Consider the following 15,396-nt stretch of genomic DNA (forward strand, 5'->3'; position numbering starts at 1 on the left):
TTTTTCAAGGCTCTAGAGCGAGCCTGAAGGCTCGCGGTCCAGGGGCCGCGCTTGGACCGCGAGCCATTCGCGCGGGGTCACGGCCAGCTCGGCTCGTCCTGCATCGCCAATATGGCCATGGAATCACGAAATTCGATCATCTCCACGATGAGACCATTTTCGAAGCGCGCGAATTCGGCGAGATCGACGCGGCCGCGCCGGCCGGTGCCGCGATGCCGCCAATCGACCCGGCGCCGCACGGCCACGCGGCCGCCATCGACGACGATGTCCTCGATTTCGTGATTCGACTGCTCGAACTCGATATGGATGACGCGCACGACGGCGATCAGCGCTTCGACTCCGACATGCCGGCCGGCATAGGGGATGCGGGATTTGTCGCCGATGAACTCGCAGGCGACGTCCGGTGAAAAGAGCCCACGCAAAATCGCGAAACTGTTCGGCATATCGGCCCGCCAAGTGGCGAGCAGCTCGGCGCGACGCAGGATTTCGGCGCGGTCGAGGCCCGGCGGACGCGCGGCAAATAGATCATCGAAATCAGTCATTCACGGCCTCTACGGACGCGCGGCGGGGCTTTCTGCCACTCTGCCGCCGGGCGCCCTCGCCGTCCGTCGGCCAGCTCGGCCATCGGCCGAACGAACTCACTTGTCGAGACGCGCCTCGTCCGCCGTCGCCCCCCAGCCATGATAGTCGAGATATTCGAACACCTCGACAATCGATCCGTTTCGCCACCGCAAGAAATGCGCCATATCGAGCGTGGCGACCCGGCCCGTCCCGCGGCAGCGCCAGGAGTTGCGCCAGCGCACCACTCCCGTGTCGCCTTGCGCCAGAATATCGAGCACCTCGAAGCCGAGCGGCTCGTATGCGGCGTCGGTGAGGCGAATATTCTCCCGGAACGCGTCCACTCCGTGCAGCTCGCCGGGAAGGAAGAGCCCTTCCTTTGTGCAGCGGTAGTGAACGACGACATCGGCCGCGAAATATTTCATCATCGCGTCGAGCGCGCCCGCCATGCGCAGCTGCGTGATCGCGAAAATGTCCCGTTTGAGGGCGCGGCCGCGCTCCTCGTCTCTATCGTCGGCCTCGGGATGCAAACGCCCTCTTTGGCCACACGCGAGAGCTGGCCAGCCCTCGCGTGCAGCGCGCGATGTCGGTCCGCTCTCCGGCGGCGCTCAGTTACGGTCTTTGTCGACCAGACGGTTCTTGCCGATCCAGGGCATCATGCCGCGCAAACGGGCGCCCACCTCCTCGATCGGATGGGCGGCGTTGCGCGTGCGGGTCGCCTTGAACGACGTCTGGCTGACCTTGTTCTCGAGCATCCAGTCGCGGGTGAACTTGCCGGACTGGATGTCTTCCAGCACGCGCTTCATCTCGGCCTTGGTGTCCTTGGTGATGATGCGCGGGCCGGTGACATATTCGCCATATTCGGCCGTGTTGGAGACCGAATAATTCATATTGGCGATGCCGCCCTCATAGATGAGGTCGACGATCAGCTTCACCTCGTGGAGGCATTCGAAATAGGCCATCTCCGGGGCATAGCCGGCCTCGACCAGAGTCTCGAAGCCATTGCGGATCAGCTCGACGAGGCCGCCGCAGAGGACGACCTGCTCGCCGAAGAGATCGGTCTCGCATTCCTCGCGGAAGCTCGTCTCGATGATGCCGGCGCGGCCGCCGCCGATCGCCGAGGCGTAGGAGAGGCCGAGCTCGAGCGCATTGCCGGAGGCGTTCTGATGCACGGCGATGAGGCAGGGAACGCCGCCGCCCTTCAGATATTCGCCGCGCACCGTATGGCCCGGGCCCTTGGGCGCGACCATGATGACGTCGAGATCCTTGCGCGGCTCGATGAGGTTGAAGTGGATGTTGAGGCCATGAGCGAAGAACAACGCCGCGCCGGTCTTCAAATTCGGCGCGAGCTCGGCGGCGTAGATCTCGCCCTGCAGCTCGTCCGGCGTCAGCATCATGACGACGTCGGCCCATTTGGCGGCCTCGGCGACCTCCATCACCTTGACGCCGGCGCCCTCGGCCTTCTTCGCCGAGGCCGAGCCCTGGCGCAGCGCGACGGCCACATCGGCGACGCCGGAATCCTTGAGGTTCAGGACATGGGCGTGGCCCTGGCTGCCATAGCCGACGACCGCGACCTTCTTGCCCTTGATCAGATTGATATCGGCATCCCGATCGTAATAGACGCGCATGCTGGCCCGTTCCCCGAAATTGCGGGACAGGCTCTCCTCGGCCGCCCCATCGATAGTTGTGCTCGCCTTCTAAGCGGCCATTCGCCCGCCGTCAAAGGGCGCAGAGAATTCGCCCGCCGCCGAGGGCCGAATCCCGCCGTCCTCACAGGTGCGACAGGTCTCGAACGTCGAACCCGACGAGCGCGGCGAGCTTCGCCCGAACCTCAGAGAGGACTTCGTCGGGCGCCGTCTCGATCAACCCATGGAGGCGCATCGAACGATCGACCGCCCGTATCTGGTCGACGAGAACGGCGCCTTTGGTCCTCATGCCTCGCGGCAACGCGACGTTGAACGGCCATTCTCGCATATTCGAGGTCACGGGGCAGATGATCGCCCGTGCAGAAATCTCGTGATAGGATCGATCCGACAGGACCAGCGCGGGACGCCGCCCTGCCTGCTCTCGCCCGCGCACCGGGTCGAGCTCGGCCCAGACGATGTCACCGGCCGTCGGAATCATCTTTTTCCTTTGCCGTTGCGACGCGCCCGGGCTGTTCCCGCGAGTAGTCGTCCTCGATGATCTCGGCCCCGACGTCCGGTCCCCAATCCTCGAGCGGCGGCTCGTTCTGCGGGCCGAGCCGCTTCATCTCGGCGACGAGGTCCTCGATCCGGTAAACGGGAAAGCGCGGGATGGGCTTGAGGCGCGCCTCGCGCCCTTCGAGCACCAGCTCCACCTCTTGACCCGGCTGCAGGCCGAGCTCCTCGACCAGAACCTTGGGAAGACGCAACGCCGCGCTGTTCCCCCATTTGGCGACTTTGGCGCGCATGGCTCGACCTCCTCGGTTGGATATACAATGTATATCCGCACCGCCCGCGCGTCCACTCAGATCGGCTCCGGCCCCCGCGAGATCGCCGCGACGCCGGTGCGCGAGACCTCGACCAGCCCGATCGGGCGCATCAGCCCCACGAATTCGTCGATCTTGTCCGGCCTGCCGGTCAGCTCGAAAATGAAGCTCTCCGCCGTCGCATCGACCACGCGGGCGCGGAAGGCGTCGGCGATCTGCAGAGCGGCGGTGCGGTTCTCGCCCTTGCCGCGCACCTTGACCATGGCCAGCTCGCGCTCCAGCGAGCGCGCCGAGACGGTGAGGTCGGTCACCTTGTGGACTGGCACGAGACGCTCGAGCTGATGCTGAATTTGCTCGATCGTCTCCGGCGTGCCCGAGGTCACCACGGTGATGCGCGACAAATGCTCGGCATGGGCGACCTCGGCCACCGTCAGGCTCTCGATGTTATAGCCGCGCCCCGAGAACAGGCCGACGACGCGCGCCAGCACGCCCGGCTCATTGTCGACCAGAACCGAGAGCGTGTGCGTCTCGACATTGGACCGCGCCGACGGCGAGGAATAGGGCGAGGGTGGAGAGATGGGAGCGTTCATGTGTCTGTTTCCAGCGAGTAGCGAATAGCGAGTAGCGAATAGTCGAATTCGGAACAGCTCTATTCGCTACTCCCTATTCGCTATTCGCCCTTCTCACACCAGCATCTTGCCCTTCTCGTCGATGATCGAGCCGAGCTCGACGCCGGCGTCGTCGCCGAGATCGGCGAGCAGCATGTCGTTATGCGCCTTGCCCGACGGGATCATCGGGAAGCAATTCTCGTTTTTCTCGACGAGACAATCGAAGATCACCGGCCCGTCATAGTCGATCATCTCGAGAATCGCGCTATCGAGCTCCGCCGGGTCCGAGCAGCGGATGCCCTTGCCCCCGAAGGCTTCGGCGAGCTTCACGAAATCGGGCAGCGCCTCCGAATAGGAGTGCGAGTAGCGCCCGCCGTGCAGCAGCTCCTGCCACTGGCGCACCATGCCCATATATTCATTGTTGAGGATGAACACCTTCACCGGCAGCCGATATTGGATCGCCGTCGACATCTCCTGAATGTTCATCAGGATCGAGGCCTCGCCGGCGATGTCGACGACCAGCGATTTCGGATGCGCGAGCTGCGCGCCGATCGCCGCCGGCAGACCATAGCCCATGGTGCCGAGCCCGCCGGAAGTCATCCAGCGATTGGGCTCGTCGAAATGATAATGCTGCGCGGCCCACATCTGATGCTGGCCGACTTCCGTCGTGATGTAGGGATCGCGATCCTTGGTGAGCGCATAGAGCCGCTGCACGGCGTATTGCGGCTTGATCACCTTGTCCGAATTGCGGAAGGCGAGCGACTTGCGCTCGCGCCAATGGTCGATCGTCTTCCACCAGCCGTCGAGCGGCTGCTTCTCGGCGTGCATCGCCTCGGAGCGCCAGACGCGCACCAGACTCTCCAGCACATGGCCGCAGTCGCCGACGATCGGCAGATCGATCTTCACATTCTTATTGATCGAGGAGCGATCGATATCGATGTGGATCTTCTTCGAGCCGGGCGAGAAGGCGTCGAGCCGTCCGGTGATGCGATCGTCGAAACGCGCGCCGACGGCGATCATCAGATCGCAATCATGCATCGCATTATTGGCCTCGAAGGTGCCGTGCATGCCGAGCATGCCGAGCCAATTGGGGCCGGAGCCCGGATAGGCGCCGAGGCCCATCAAGGTCGAGGTGATCGGAAAGCCGGTCAGCGACACCAGCTCGCGCAGCAGCGTCGAGGCCGCGGGACCGGAATTGATGACGCCGCCGCCGGTGTAGAAGATCGGCCGCTTGGCGGCGGCCATCATCTTCACGGCGCGGCGGATAGACTCCGTGTCGCCCTCGAGCTTGGGCTGATAGGTCTTGTGATGGACGTTGCGCGGGCCGGTATAGGTTCCGCTGGCGAATTGCACATCCTTGGGGATGTCGATGACCACAGGGCCCGGCCGCCCGCTCGAGGCGACATAGAAGGCCTCGTGCAGAATGCGCGGCAGATCGTCGACGCTCTTCACCAGATAATTATGCTTGGTGCAGTGACGGGTGATGCCGACCGTATCGCACTCTTGAAAGGCGTCCGAGCCGATGAGATGCGTCGGCACCTGGCCGGTGATGCAGACCACGGGAATGGAGTCCATCAGCGCATCGGTGAGGCCGGTGATGGTGTTGGTGGCGCCGGGTCCGGAGGTGACCAGCAGCACGCCGACCTTGCCGGAGGAGCGCGCATAGCCCTCGGCCGCATGGGCGGCGCCCTGCTCGTGGCGCACGAGAATGTGCTGCACCTTCTCCTGGTGGAAGAGCGCGTCATAGATCGGAAGCACGGCGCCGCCGGGATAGCCGAAGATAATCTCGACGCCCTGATCCTTCAGGGCTTCGACGACCATTTCCGCTCCGGTCATTTTTCTGGCCATTCTCGTCACTCCGATCGGCTCATCAAAGTCGCGTCGACATCACAGTCGAGTGGGCTTGCGGGCAATAAAAAAGGCCCCTGAGGGGCCTCGGGATAGCGCTGGCTGCGGAACTCGGGTCATCCCCGATCCGTCTCCAGCGCCCTGCTTACGAGAAGAATGCCGCCCACGGCTTCGCTCCTTCGAGAAATTTCGACCGGAATGTTACGAGAGAAGCCGGGGCCGGTCAAGCCGCTGCCGCGATTTGCTCGCGGCGTCTCGATTGCGACCAACGGCCCGGCCACTCATCTCTCCCCGCGAGCGCACGGCTGTCCGGGGAAAATCAGGCATAGGCGAGCTCCAGCTGCCTCGGCGATATGCGCCGCCGCGCGGCCTGATATTTGGGCGGCGGCCGTTCGAGTCTGTCGATCGGTCGCCGCTCGAACAGAAACCTGCCGGCGAGCTCCGAGAACCGCAGATGCGCGAGTTCGATATCGTGGCGGTGGGCGGCGATGCGCAGCAGCACGAAAGCGATCATCGCCGCGATCAGCTGCAGCCGCACGGCGTTCTCGTTTTCGCCGAGAAACTTGCGGATGTTGAGATGCTGCTTGATCCAGCGGAACAGCAGCTCTATGGCCCAGCGCGCCTTGTAGAGCGGTCGTTGGTGATCACGACGATCAGCTGCGGCTTGCCGTCCTTCAGCGCATCGCGTTGAATATGAAGGCGACGCAGCGGCATGGGCAGTTTCGAGTCGCCCTTGCTGGCGAGCTCGACCTCGCAATCCCTGAGCACGGTGTAGCCTTCGCCGCGCGTCTGCGGCATCTCCCGATCCGCGAGGTCGGCGAGGCGGGTGTTGCTCTTGGGGCGCGTGACGAACAAGGCTCGGGCCTCGTGAATGTCCCTCCACCATTTGAAATCATAATAGCCCTTGTCGAAGACATAGGTCGCGCCGGCCTCGATCGGCGTCTTCTTGCCGATCTCGACATCGTTGACATTGGCGGGCGTGACCTCGACGCAGAAGGGGCGGTCGACCCCGGGATCGTAGACGACGTGCATCTTCATGCCGTGGATGCGGCCGTTCGAGCGGGCGAAGTCGTGGAATTTGCTCAACGGGATAGGCGTCGAATCGATGAGGCGCAGCAGCTCGGCGCCGTCGCGGCGCGTTCTGCGGTCGAGTTCGCAGGAGAGGCGCGCGAACAGATCGGCGAAGACGCCGACGGGCCGGCGCGCATTGGCTTCGGCGAGGGTGGAGCGGGCGATCCTGCGGACGCCGAGGTGATAATGGGAGCCGCTGTTGGCGTTGAAGGCGGCCTCGAGGCTGCGCAGGCTCGTTTCGCCGCCGAGCTGAGCGGCGATCAGGACGACGAGATGATCCCAGCTCTTGAAGGATTTGTCGTAGGCGTCGCCCTTGTGGCGCGCGACGATTTGGCCGAACGCGCGACGATCGATCGGCTTGAGCAAGTCGACAAAAACGCTATTCTGGAAGCGCATGTCTGGTCCTTTATTTTCCAGTCTCGACAACCGGAAAATACCCCGAAACCTTCGGAAGTACCAGGCATGCGCCCGCGACTTATCGACTCATTCCCCGGACAGCCGTGCCGCGAGCGGGAGAGGAGCGCCGTCTGCGCGAAATACCAGCGGCGCCGGCAGCCCCTCTCCCCGCCTGCGGCGAGAGGTGAGGTGAGGGGCGCGGGAGGCGTCGCGACGTCTCGAACGAAATTTACAGCCGAGACTCACATCGCAGAAGCGCCGGGACATTTCACGTGGGGACGAGCATCACGCCCCCCGCCGTCACCCCTTCCCCGCCGCGCTCTTCTGATAATCCTTCACATCGGAGAACACGACCGCCGGATGCCGCTCCGCGTCATAGCGCAAGGAAAACTCGCTCGGCGACATGAACACCGGCGCGCCGTCCAGATCCTCGGCCATGGACGAGCCATGCGAGTCGATGAAGCTCTTCAAGGCGACGGGATCGCTGGACGTGACCCACCGGCAGATCGAGAAGCGCGAGGTCTCATATTTGGCGTCGAGCCCATATTCGGCCTCGAGCCGCGTCGCCAGCACGTCGAGCTGCAGCGCGCCGACGACGCCGACGAGCGCGCCGGAGCCGTCATTGGGCAGGAACAGCTGCACCACGCCCTCCTCGGCGAGCTGGCGCAGCGCCTCGCGCAGCTTCTTGGCCTTCATCGCGTCGGAGATGACGATGCGGCGCAGGATTTCCGGCGCGAAGCTCGGCACGCCGCGGAAGGAGATGTCCTCGCCCTCGGTGAGCGTGTCGCCGATGCGCAAGACGCCGTGATTGGGAATGCCGACCACATCGCCGGCGAAGGCTTCATCCGCGATGGAGCGGTCGCGGGCGAAGAAGAATTGCGGCGCGTTGAGGCTCATCATCTTGCCCGTCCGCACGATCTTCGCCTTCATGCCGCGCGTGAGCCGACCCGAGCAGACGCGCATGAAGGCGATGCGGTCGCGGTGGTTCGGGTCCATATTCGCTTGAATCTTGAACACGAAGCCGGTCATCTTCGGCTCCGCCGGGGCGACGGCGCGCTTGTCCGCCTCCTGCCCTCGCGGGCTCGGCGCATATGCGGCCATCGCGTCGATGAGATCGCGCACGCCGAAATTGCGCAGCGCGCTGCCGAAGAACACCGGCGTCAGATGCCCTTCGCGAAAGGCCGCGAGCTCGAAAGGCTTGCAGCCCTCCTCCGCCAGCATCGCCTCCTCCTGCCAGGCCGCGACGTCATGGGCGGGCAGCAGAGCGGTGAGCGCCGGGTCCTCGAGCCCGCCGACCGGCATGGGCTCGGCGTCGGAATCGACCTTGCGCACGGTCTTGGCTCCGAAGCGATAGGTGCCGGCGAAGCTGCGGCCGGAGCCGATGGGCCAGGTGACGGGCGCCGTGTCGAGCGCCAGCGTCTTCTCGATCTCGTCGAGCAGCGAGAACGGATCGCGGCACTCGCGGTCGAGCTTGTTGATGAAGGTGACGATCGGAATGTCGCGCAGCCGGCAGACCTCGAACAATTTGCGCGTGCGCGCCTCGATGCCCTTGGCGGCGTCGATCACCATCACCGCGGCGTCCACCGCCGACAGCGTGCGATAGGTGTCCTCGGAAAAGTCCTCATGGCCGGGCGTGTCGAGCAGATTGAAGACGCAGCCGCCATATTCGAAGGTCATCACCGAGGTGACGACGGAAATGCCGCGCTCGCGCTCTATGCTCATCCAGTCGGAGCGTGTCTGCTGCGCGTTGCGCTTGGCCTTCACCGCGCCGGCGAGCTGAATGGCGCCGCCGAACAGCAGCAGCTTCTCGGTGAGCGTGGTCTTGCCGGCGTCCGGATGGGAGATGATGGCGAAGGTGCGCCGCCGCGAGATGGGATCGCTCGGCTGAGGCGTGGTCACGGCTTTGGCTCGCTCGGATGAATGGATCGTCGGCACCGCCCTTTAAGGGCATTTGCCGCGCAGGGCCAGCGGCATGTGCCGCGGAGACTGTCGGCGAGGCCGCTCTGTCGCCGCAATCAGCGGCTTCCCTGGCCGGGCGCCGAGACGGAAAAGGCGGCGTGATCGCGAGAAGCGATGAAGCAATCGAGGGGCCGCCCCACGGCTTCTGGACCGCTTGGAGCGCTCGCGAAGACGGACGCGCGCAGCGCCTCGCCTCTAATTTGTTTCGTGAATTATTGCAGAGACTTCGAGAATGCAGCTGCTGTTGGATGCGATCGGCGCCGGCGCGATTTGCGTCACCATCGAGGGCGCTCCCATATACGAAGGCCGCCGGCTCGGCGCCGAGGACCCCGTCTTTCGCGAGCCGGCGTCCATCGAGCGCCTCATCGCCTTCTGCCGCAAATTGCGCGGCGAGTTCGCCATCGTCATTCGCGACGGCGAGAACAGAACCATCGCGATCACCGACCTCGTCGCCAGCGTCCCCATCTATCGTCTCGACCGGAGAAGCCGCGCGCCGCTCGTCTCGACGCGCCTTTGCGATCTCGCTCCCCATGCGACCGGCGCTCTGTCGCCGGAGGCGCTGTATCATTGGGCGGTTCACGGCGGCTGCGGCCTGCGCCCGCTCTATGACGGAGTCCATGAGGTCGAGCCGGCGTCGCTGGCGATCCTGACGGCCGAAAGGGTCGTCTCTCACGCTTATTTTGATTGGAACGATATCGAGCCGCGCCCCGGTCTGTCGCTGGACGCAGCCTGCGACGAATTCGCCGACATCGCGACCAGCTATCTTCGCTCGCTGAGCGCCGGCGAGGATCGCGTCGCCTGCTTCCTCTCGGGCGGGACCGATTCCGCGATCATCGCCTTTCTGGCGCGCGAAGCGGGGATGAATGTCGTCGGCGTGACCGCCGATTATGCGCCGCGCCGCTATTCGGAACTGCGGGAGGCCGCGCGCGCCGCCGCACGGCTCGGCGTCCCACATCGGCCCGTGCGCGTCGGCCGACGCGAGTTCGCGGCGGCAGTCGAGGCGTTGCGGGCCCGAGACTGCGACGCGCCGAGCGGCTACGCGCAAGCGACCAGCGTCCATGCGATCGGCGCGAGCGCGCTCGCCGAAGGGACGCGCCTCTGCCTCGACGGCGATTTCGTCGGCGATCTCTTCCTCGAATTCGACGATTACACGCGCGGCCTGCCGCCCGGCGGCAGCGATTACGCCAGAGCCGTCGCCGGTCTCACGCTCGACGACTACATCCGCCGGCGGCGCCAGCCGGCGACGCCCGGCCGCTTCCGCCTCACGGCGCTCGCGGCGCTCGGCCTCGATCCACGCGCGGCCGAGGATTGGGCGCGGCGCGAACGCGAGGCGGAATGGGCCGAGCGGCGGGCCCTGTTCGAGCGGCACGGCTATCCGCTCTGCGACCGCATCTATGCGCTGAAGCATGTCGGGGCCAAATATCGCGGGCTATGGCTGGCGGCGCGGCGGGCGATCGGCCCAGAGATGTCCTTCGCGTCGCCTTTCCTCGATCGCGCGATGATCGAGTTCGCTCTCGCCCTGCCGCTCGAGCTTCTCTATCGCGATGGGGTCGCCAAATGGCTCCTCCGCCAGTTTCTGAGCGCGAAGACCGGCCTCGTGCAGCAAAAGCGCTATTCGCCCAATCCCTCCCGCCTCTGGTGGCTGCTCCCGCGCTTTCGCGACTGGGCCGGCGCGCGGCGGGAGCTGCGAGGCGCGCTGCTGCGTCTGCAGCTCCGCAATCTCGTCGCGCTCGGCGGATGCTACAGCGATCTCGCCGAGCTGGCCGCGCTCGCGCATTGGCTGCGCCATCACCCCTTGTCCGTCGCCCCGTCGACCGGCGGAGGGACGGGGCGCATCACTGCCAATAAGGCGGCGACGAGCCCGGAGGAACTTTGGGGTCCTGTCCCCAGCTCGGATAATCGTCGGTCAACGTCTTCATGAAGGCGACGAGCGCGGCTTCCTCATGCGCCGTGAGCCGGAGGTTTCCGAGCTCGTCGGCGTTGACGTTGCGCGGGCTCTCGGGCGCCGGCCAGCCGGTGACGCCGAAGCGGGAGCTGCGATTGTCCGGCACGCGCCCGAGCGTGTCGCGCGTGTTGTAGAAATGGGTGATCTGCTCGAGCGTCGCGAACACGCCATTATGCGCATAGGGCGGCGTGATCGCGATGTTGCGCAGCGTCATCACCTTCTGCTTGCCGATCTCGAGCTTTTGAGGATCGACGGCCGCGATCTCGGGGCGCCCTCCGAGACCCTTGTCGGGCGCAGGGTCGCCGGGGATGAGGACATTGCGCGGGACGCCGATATTGTCATAGGTGAAATCAGTGAACAGCGCAGGCGTCCAGGTCCCGTCGGCGTGCTGCGTCGGCGTGCTGATATGGCAACCGCCGCATTTGGCCTTGCCGTCGAAGAGCACGAGCCCTTCGAGCTCCAGCGGGGTCAGCTTCGTGCGCCCCACCATGAAATAATCGAATTTCGCGTTGAATTTGGCGAAGGGCCGGGTGCGCTCGAAGGCGGCGATCGCCCGCGTCATCGCGCCATAGACGGTCTCGACCTCCTTCGCCGAGAGCGATCGGTCGATCTTCAACTTGTAGACCGACCAGAACAGCTCGCGGTAATTCGCATTCGCCTTCAGCCGGTCGACGACGGCGGCCTTGCTCGGCATCGCCATCTCGACGCGATTGAGAAAGGGCTGGCCGGCCTGATCGGCGAGCGTCGCCGAGCGTCCATTCCAGAATTGGCCGCCGACATAGAGCTCCTCGTCCGAATCCCAATGGAAGGCCGGGCTAAAGGCGGCATAAGCGGCGCTCGGCGCGTTGAGGCTGCCGAAGCGCCCCGGAACCGAACCGTCGGACACCGGCGTGCCGTGCTCGACATTGTCGGCGTCGACGAAGCCAGGCGCTGGAAGCCGCTTTCCCGTCTTCGAATCGCGGGCCGGGGTGAGCTGATGGCAGCTGGCGCAGGATTGATTTCTCCGCAGCGACAGGTTCTTGTCGGAAAAGAGCCGTTCGCCGAGCTGGATTTCGAGCGTGCTGGTCGCGTTCGCGGCCGCCGCCGCGACGGCGCCTTTCTGCAGATCGGCCAGGAAAGCGGCGCGTGCGGCGTCGAATTGGGCCGGGCTCGTCGGCTTGCGCGTCGCCGCCGACGCCGATCCGAGAATGACGACCGCCAGAGCGGTCGTCGCCAATGCCGCAATCCGCCTTCTACCCTGTCTCTTCTGCTCCATCGGAATCCCCCCGTTTTCCGCTGAAGGTTCAGCATCGGGGGTGAGTGTGACCAATTTGTTTCAACCGCGGGTATTCGCGAGCCCCAGCGTGCGATGCGCGATGCGCCACGCTGTCACAGGACGGGCCGCCGAGCCGCCTCCCGCCCTGCTTGCTTTTCGCCCGTCTTTCCGCCTATAAGCCCCGCTTCCGAACCGCCCGGCCAGTGATGGGCTGCCGTGGCGGTTCTTTTCGCTCGCGCGAAACAGGCGCCGATTCTGTCGGCGCGACCAACCGGGCCTCGCCCGAGGAGAGCAAAATGCCCAAGCTGAAGACCAAGTCCGGCGCCAAGAAGCGCTTCAAGATCACCGGCACAGGCAAGGTGGTCTACGCCCAGAAGGGCAAGCGCCACGGCATGATCAAGCGAACCAACAAGCAGATTCGGAATCTGCGCGGGACCTCCGTCCTCTTCAAGACGGACGGCGACAACATCAAGAAATACTTCCTGCCGAACGGCTGAGCCCGTTCCGTCCCCCGCATTCTCGAATTTCCTGAAAGGATCGCATCATGGCTCGCGTCAAGCGCGGCGTCACCTCCCACGCCAAGCACAAGAAGACCCTCGACGCCGCGAAAGGCTTCTACGGCCGCCGCAAGAACACCATCCGCGCCGCCAAGGCCGCCGTCGACCGCTCGATGCAATATGCGACGCGCGACCGCAAGGCGAAGAAGCGCGTGTTTCGCGCCTTGTGGATTCAGCGCCTCAATGGCGCGGTGCGCGAGTTCGGCATCACCTACAGCCGCTTCATCGACGGCCTGACCAAGGCCGGCGTCATCATCGACCGCAAGGTCCTCTCCGAGCTCGCCATCAGCCAGCCGGAGGCGTTCAAGGCGCTGGTCGAGAAGGCCAAGTCCGCGCTGCCGCAGAGCGCCTGAGCGGCGCTCGTCCGGTCCCGAATGCGAAACCCGCCGCGGCGCGCGCCGCCGGCGGGTTTTTTTTCGAACGGGTCGTCCCCCGGCGATATTGTGAGACTCAGCCTCGAGCAGCGTTGCAGACACCTATTCGTTGATGAAAAAAAAGCACGCCGCAAAAATCCCCGATCTGATCCTCGGCCCGCTGCCGGTCGAGATGATAAACCGTGTTCTCGGTTATGAGCTGGACCCGGGCGATGTGATCCTCTCTCGCGGCGCTCAAATTCACGCGTCGAGACGGCACCCGGATGAATACCCCGTCATTCAGCCACATGTATCGGCCGTGGTCACAGCCCCTTTGTATGTCGGTGATGATATCAACAACCATGGCAAAATCGAGCTCGTTGGTCGCATCGTCGCCGCCGGCGCAATCATCCTCGTGGCCGTCAATATCGAGCCAGACGCACGCGGGCGTTATCATATCGCCAGTTTTTATCGAATTTCCGAGCAAAAGGTCCAGAGCCGCCGCGAAAAAGGACATTTGAAACGCGCCGTCTAAACGAAAAGGCTCCGCCGAGGCGGAGCCTTGAAGCCGAGATTCCGGTTCGCCGGACGCCCAATTCCGGATCTCTTCGCTAAGTCGCCCTAGCTACTTTGCCGAGCGAACGATCGAACGCCCGGCGCGTGAGGAGGCCGTTCTCACCTCGAAACTGAATCTCGTGTCATGACACATGTCATGACACACGATCCGTTTCAAGCAGTTTCGTGAGGGAAGGCGCGCGCCCCTCAATAAACCGATCGACTCTTGGACTTGCCTCGACAGACAGTCCTCTTTTGTTTGTATCATGACGAAGGGGCGCGCAGCTTTCGATTCGAGGTTCGCCATGGGTGATTATGATGTTCTCGTCATCGGCGGCGGGCCCGGCGGCTATGTCGCCGCCATCCGCTCCGCTCAGCTCGGGCTGAAGACGGCGGTCGTCGAGCGCGAGCATCTCGGCGGCATCTGCCTCAATTGGGGCTGCATCCCGACCAAAGCGCTGCTGCGCGCCGCCGATATTTTTCGCTATGCCCAGCACGCGAAGGACTTTGGCCTCACCATCACGGGCGAGATCTCCTACGATCCGCAGGCGCTGGTGAAGCGCTCGCGCACTGTCGCCGCACGGCTCAATTCCGGCGTCGATTTTCTGATGCGCAAGAACAAGATCGACGTGATCTGGGGCGAGGCGCGGATCACCGCGCCGGGCGAGATCGGCGTCGCCGCGCCGCCCTCCTTCGGCGAAAGGGCGCAATTTCCAAAGCCCAAGGCGACGCTCGGCGAAGGGACCTATAAGGCCAAGCACATCATCGTCGCGACTGGCGCTCGGCCGCGCGCCCTGCCCGGGCTGGAGCCGGACGGAAAGCTCGTCTGGACCTATTTCGAGGCGCTGGCGCCGCAGGCGATGCCGAAATCGCTGCTGATCGTCGGCGGCGGCGCCATCGGCGTCGAATTCGCCTCCTTCTACCGGACCTTCGGCGCAAAGGTGACGCTGGTCGAGGCGCTGCCGCAAATCCTGCCGGCGGAGGACGCCGAGATCGCCGCTTTCGCGCGCAAATCCTTCGAGAAGCAGGGAATCGGCATTCTGACCAGCGCCAAGGTCGCAAAGCTCGACACGAAGGACGGCAGCGTCGTCGCGACCATCGCGGCCGAGGGCGGAGCGGAAAGCATGGTGGAGGCCGAACGGGTGATTTCGGCGGTCGGCGTCGTTCCCAACAGCGAAAATCTCGGACTCGAGGCGCTGGGCGTCGCGCTCGAGCGCGGCGTGATCAAGGTCGACGGGCTGCTGCGCACCAATGTGGCGGGGCTCTACGCCATCGGCGATGTCGCCGGCCCGCCCATGCTGGCGCATAAGGCCGAGCATGAGGGAACGGTCTGCGTGGAGGCGATCGCCGGCCTCGCCCCGCACCCGATCGAGCGCACGCGCATTCCGGCCTGCACCTATTGCCATCCGCAGATCGCCTCGGTCGGGCTGACCGAGGCCGCGGCGCAAGCGGCGGGATACGAGCTGAAGATCGGGCGCTTTCCCTATCTCGGCAATGGCAAGGCCATCGCCATGGGCGAGACCGAGGGTCTGATCAAGACGATCTTCGACGCAAAGAGCGGACGCCTGCTCGGCGCGCATCTCATCGGCGCCGAGGTCACCGAGCTGATCCAGGGTTTCGTGATCGCCATGACGCTGGAGACGACGGAAGCGGAACTGATCGAGACGATCTTCCCGCATCCGACCCTGTCCGAGACGATGCATGAGAGCGCGCTCGACGCCTTTGGCCGCGCGCTGCATATTTAGGGGCTGTTGCACTCGAGCTGACGGCCCTCGAGAGCGAGCCTGAAGGCTCGCGGTCCAATTGCGGCTCCTGGACCGCGAGCCTTCAGGCTCGCTCCTT

General features: G+C 64.8%; 14 protein-coding genes and 1 pseudogene. 5 read left to right on the top strand and 10 right to left on the bottom strand.

Going from position 1 to position 15,396, the window contains the following annotated elements:
- Positions 1-77: 77 nt before the first annotated feature.
- The 9 genes and pseudogenes from CQW49_RS06800 to CQW49_RS06840 form a co-directional block, all read right to left on the bottom strand.
- A complete protein-coding gene (locus CQW49_RS06800) occupies positions 78-542 on the bottom strand; it encodes a nuclear transport factor 2 family protein (RefSeq protein ID WP_003611286.1) in 465 nt (154 codons plus the stop codon).
- Between the two features lie 96 nt (positions 543-638).
- The gene (locus CQW49_RS06805; protein WP_003611285.1) at positions 639-1,088 is read right to left on the bottom strand and encodes a nuclear transport factor 2 family protein; all 450 of its coding nucleotides are present in this window, start codon (positions 1,086-1,088) and stop codon (positions 639-641) included.
- Positions 1,089-1,166: 78 nt separating this feature from the next.
- Positions 1,167-2,186 (bottom strand): ketol-acid reductoisomerase, encoded by a 1,020-nt coding sequence (gene ilvC, locus CQW49_RS06810; RefSeq protein WP_003611283.1) that lies wholly within the window; start codon positions 2,184-2,186, stop codon positions 1,167-1,169.
- Positions 2,187-2,328: 142 nt separating this feature from the next.
- Entirely contained in the window at positions 2,329-2,682 is a 354-nt protein-coding gene (locus tag CQW49_RS06815; protein ID WP_003611282.1) for a type II toxin-antitoxin system PemK/MazF family toxin, read from the bottom strand.
- Entirely contained in the window at positions 2,663-2,989 is a 327-nt protein-coding gene (locus CQW49_RS06820) for an AbrB/MazE/SpoVT family DNA-binding domain-containing protein (protein ID WP_003611280.1), read from the bottom strand. Before CQW49_RS06820 ends, CQW49_RS06815 begins: the two co-directional genes overlap by 20 nt.
- A gap of 56 nt (positions 2,990-3,045) precedes the next feature.
- Positions 3,046-3,597 (bottom strand): acetolactate synthase small subunit, encoded by a 552-nt coding sequence (ilvN, locus tag CQW49_RS06825; RefSeq protein WP_003611278.1) that lies wholly within the window; start codon positions 3,595-3,597, stop codon positions 3,046-3,048.
- Positions 3,598-3,690: 93 nt separating this feature from the next.
- The gene (locus CQW49_RS06830) at positions 3,691-5,463 is read right to left on the bottom strand and encodes an acetolactate synthase 3 large subunit (RefSeq protein ID WP_003611276.1); all 1,773 of its coding nucleotides are present in this window, start codon (positions 5,461-5,463) and stop codon (positions 3,691-3,693) included.
- A 319-nt stretch (positions 5,464-5,782) separates the two neighbouring features.
- A pseudogene (locus CQW49_RS06835) lies at positions 5,783-6,930 on the bottom strand (IS4 family transposase).
- Between the two features lie 300 nt (positions 6,931-7,230).
- Positions 7,231-8,829, bottom strand: coding sequence for a peptide chain release factor 3 (locus CQW49_RS06840; protein WP_003612039.1), 1,599 nt, complete (start codon positions 8,827-8,829; stop codon positions 7,231-7,233).
- 292 nt (positions 8,830-9,121) lie between these two features.
- Here CQW49_RS06840 and CQW49_RS06845 point away from each other — a divergent pair, with 292 nt between their 5' ends.
- Positions 9,122-10,810, top strand: a complete 1,689-nt coding sequence (locus CQW49_RS06845; RefSeq protein ID WP_003612038.1) for an asparagine synthase-related protein — start codon at positions 9,122-9,124, stop codon at positions 10,808-10,810.
- Here the strand turns inward: CQW49_RS06845 and CQW49_RS06850 are convergent.
- On the bottom strand, positions 10,725-12,050 hold the full coding sequence (locus CQW49_RS06850) for a cytochrome-c peroxidase (RefSeq protein WP_024749919.1): 1,326 nt from the start codon (positions 12,048-12,050) through the stop codon (positions 10,725-10,727). The two genes, CQW49_RS06845 and CQW49_RS06850, sit on opposite strands and share 86 nt — an antisense overlap.
- Positions 12,051-12,385: 335 nt before the next feature.
- On the opposite strand from CQW49_RS06850, the gene rpmI reads away from it, so the two are divergent.
- The 4 genes from rpmI to lpdA all read left to right on the top strand — a co-directional run bounded on the left by rpmI (position 12,386) and on the right by lpdA (position 15,299).
- Positions 12,386-12,586, top strand: a complete 201-nt coding sequence (gene rpmI / locus CQW49_RS06855) for a 50S ribosomal protein L35 (protein WP_003612034.1) — start codon at positions 12,386-12,388, stop codon at positions 12,584-12,586.
- Positions 12,587-12,633: 47 nt separating this feature from the next.
- Positions 12,634-12,999 (top strand): 50S ribosomal protein L20, encoded by a 366-nt coding sequence (gene rplT, locus CQW49_RS06860; RefSeq protein WP_003612032.1) that lies wholly within the window; start codon positions 12,634-12,636, stop codon positions 12,997-12,999.
- Positions 13,000-13,132: 133 nt separating this feature from the next.
- A complete protein-coding gene (locus CQW49_RS06865) occupies positions 13,133-13,534 on the top strand; it encodes a hypothetical protein (RefSeq protein ID WP_003612030.1) in 402 nt (133 codons plus the stop codon).
- Positions 13,535-13,859: 325 nt separating this feature from the next.
- Positions 13,860-15,299, top strand: coding sequence for a dihydrolipoyl dehydrogenase (gene lpdA, locus CQW49_RS06870; RefSeq protein ID WP_003612029.1), 1,440 nt, complete (start codon positions 13,860-13,862; stop codon positions 15,297-15,299).
- The last annotated feature ends 97 nt before the right edge of the window (positions 15,300-15,396 follow it).

The sequence above is a fragment of the Methylosinus trichosporium OB3b genome, from assembly GCF_002752655.1.
Taxonomy (GTDB): domain Bacteria; phylum Pseudomonadota; class Alphaproteobacteria; order Rhizobiales; family Beijerinckiaceae; genus Methylosinus; species Methylosinus trichosporium.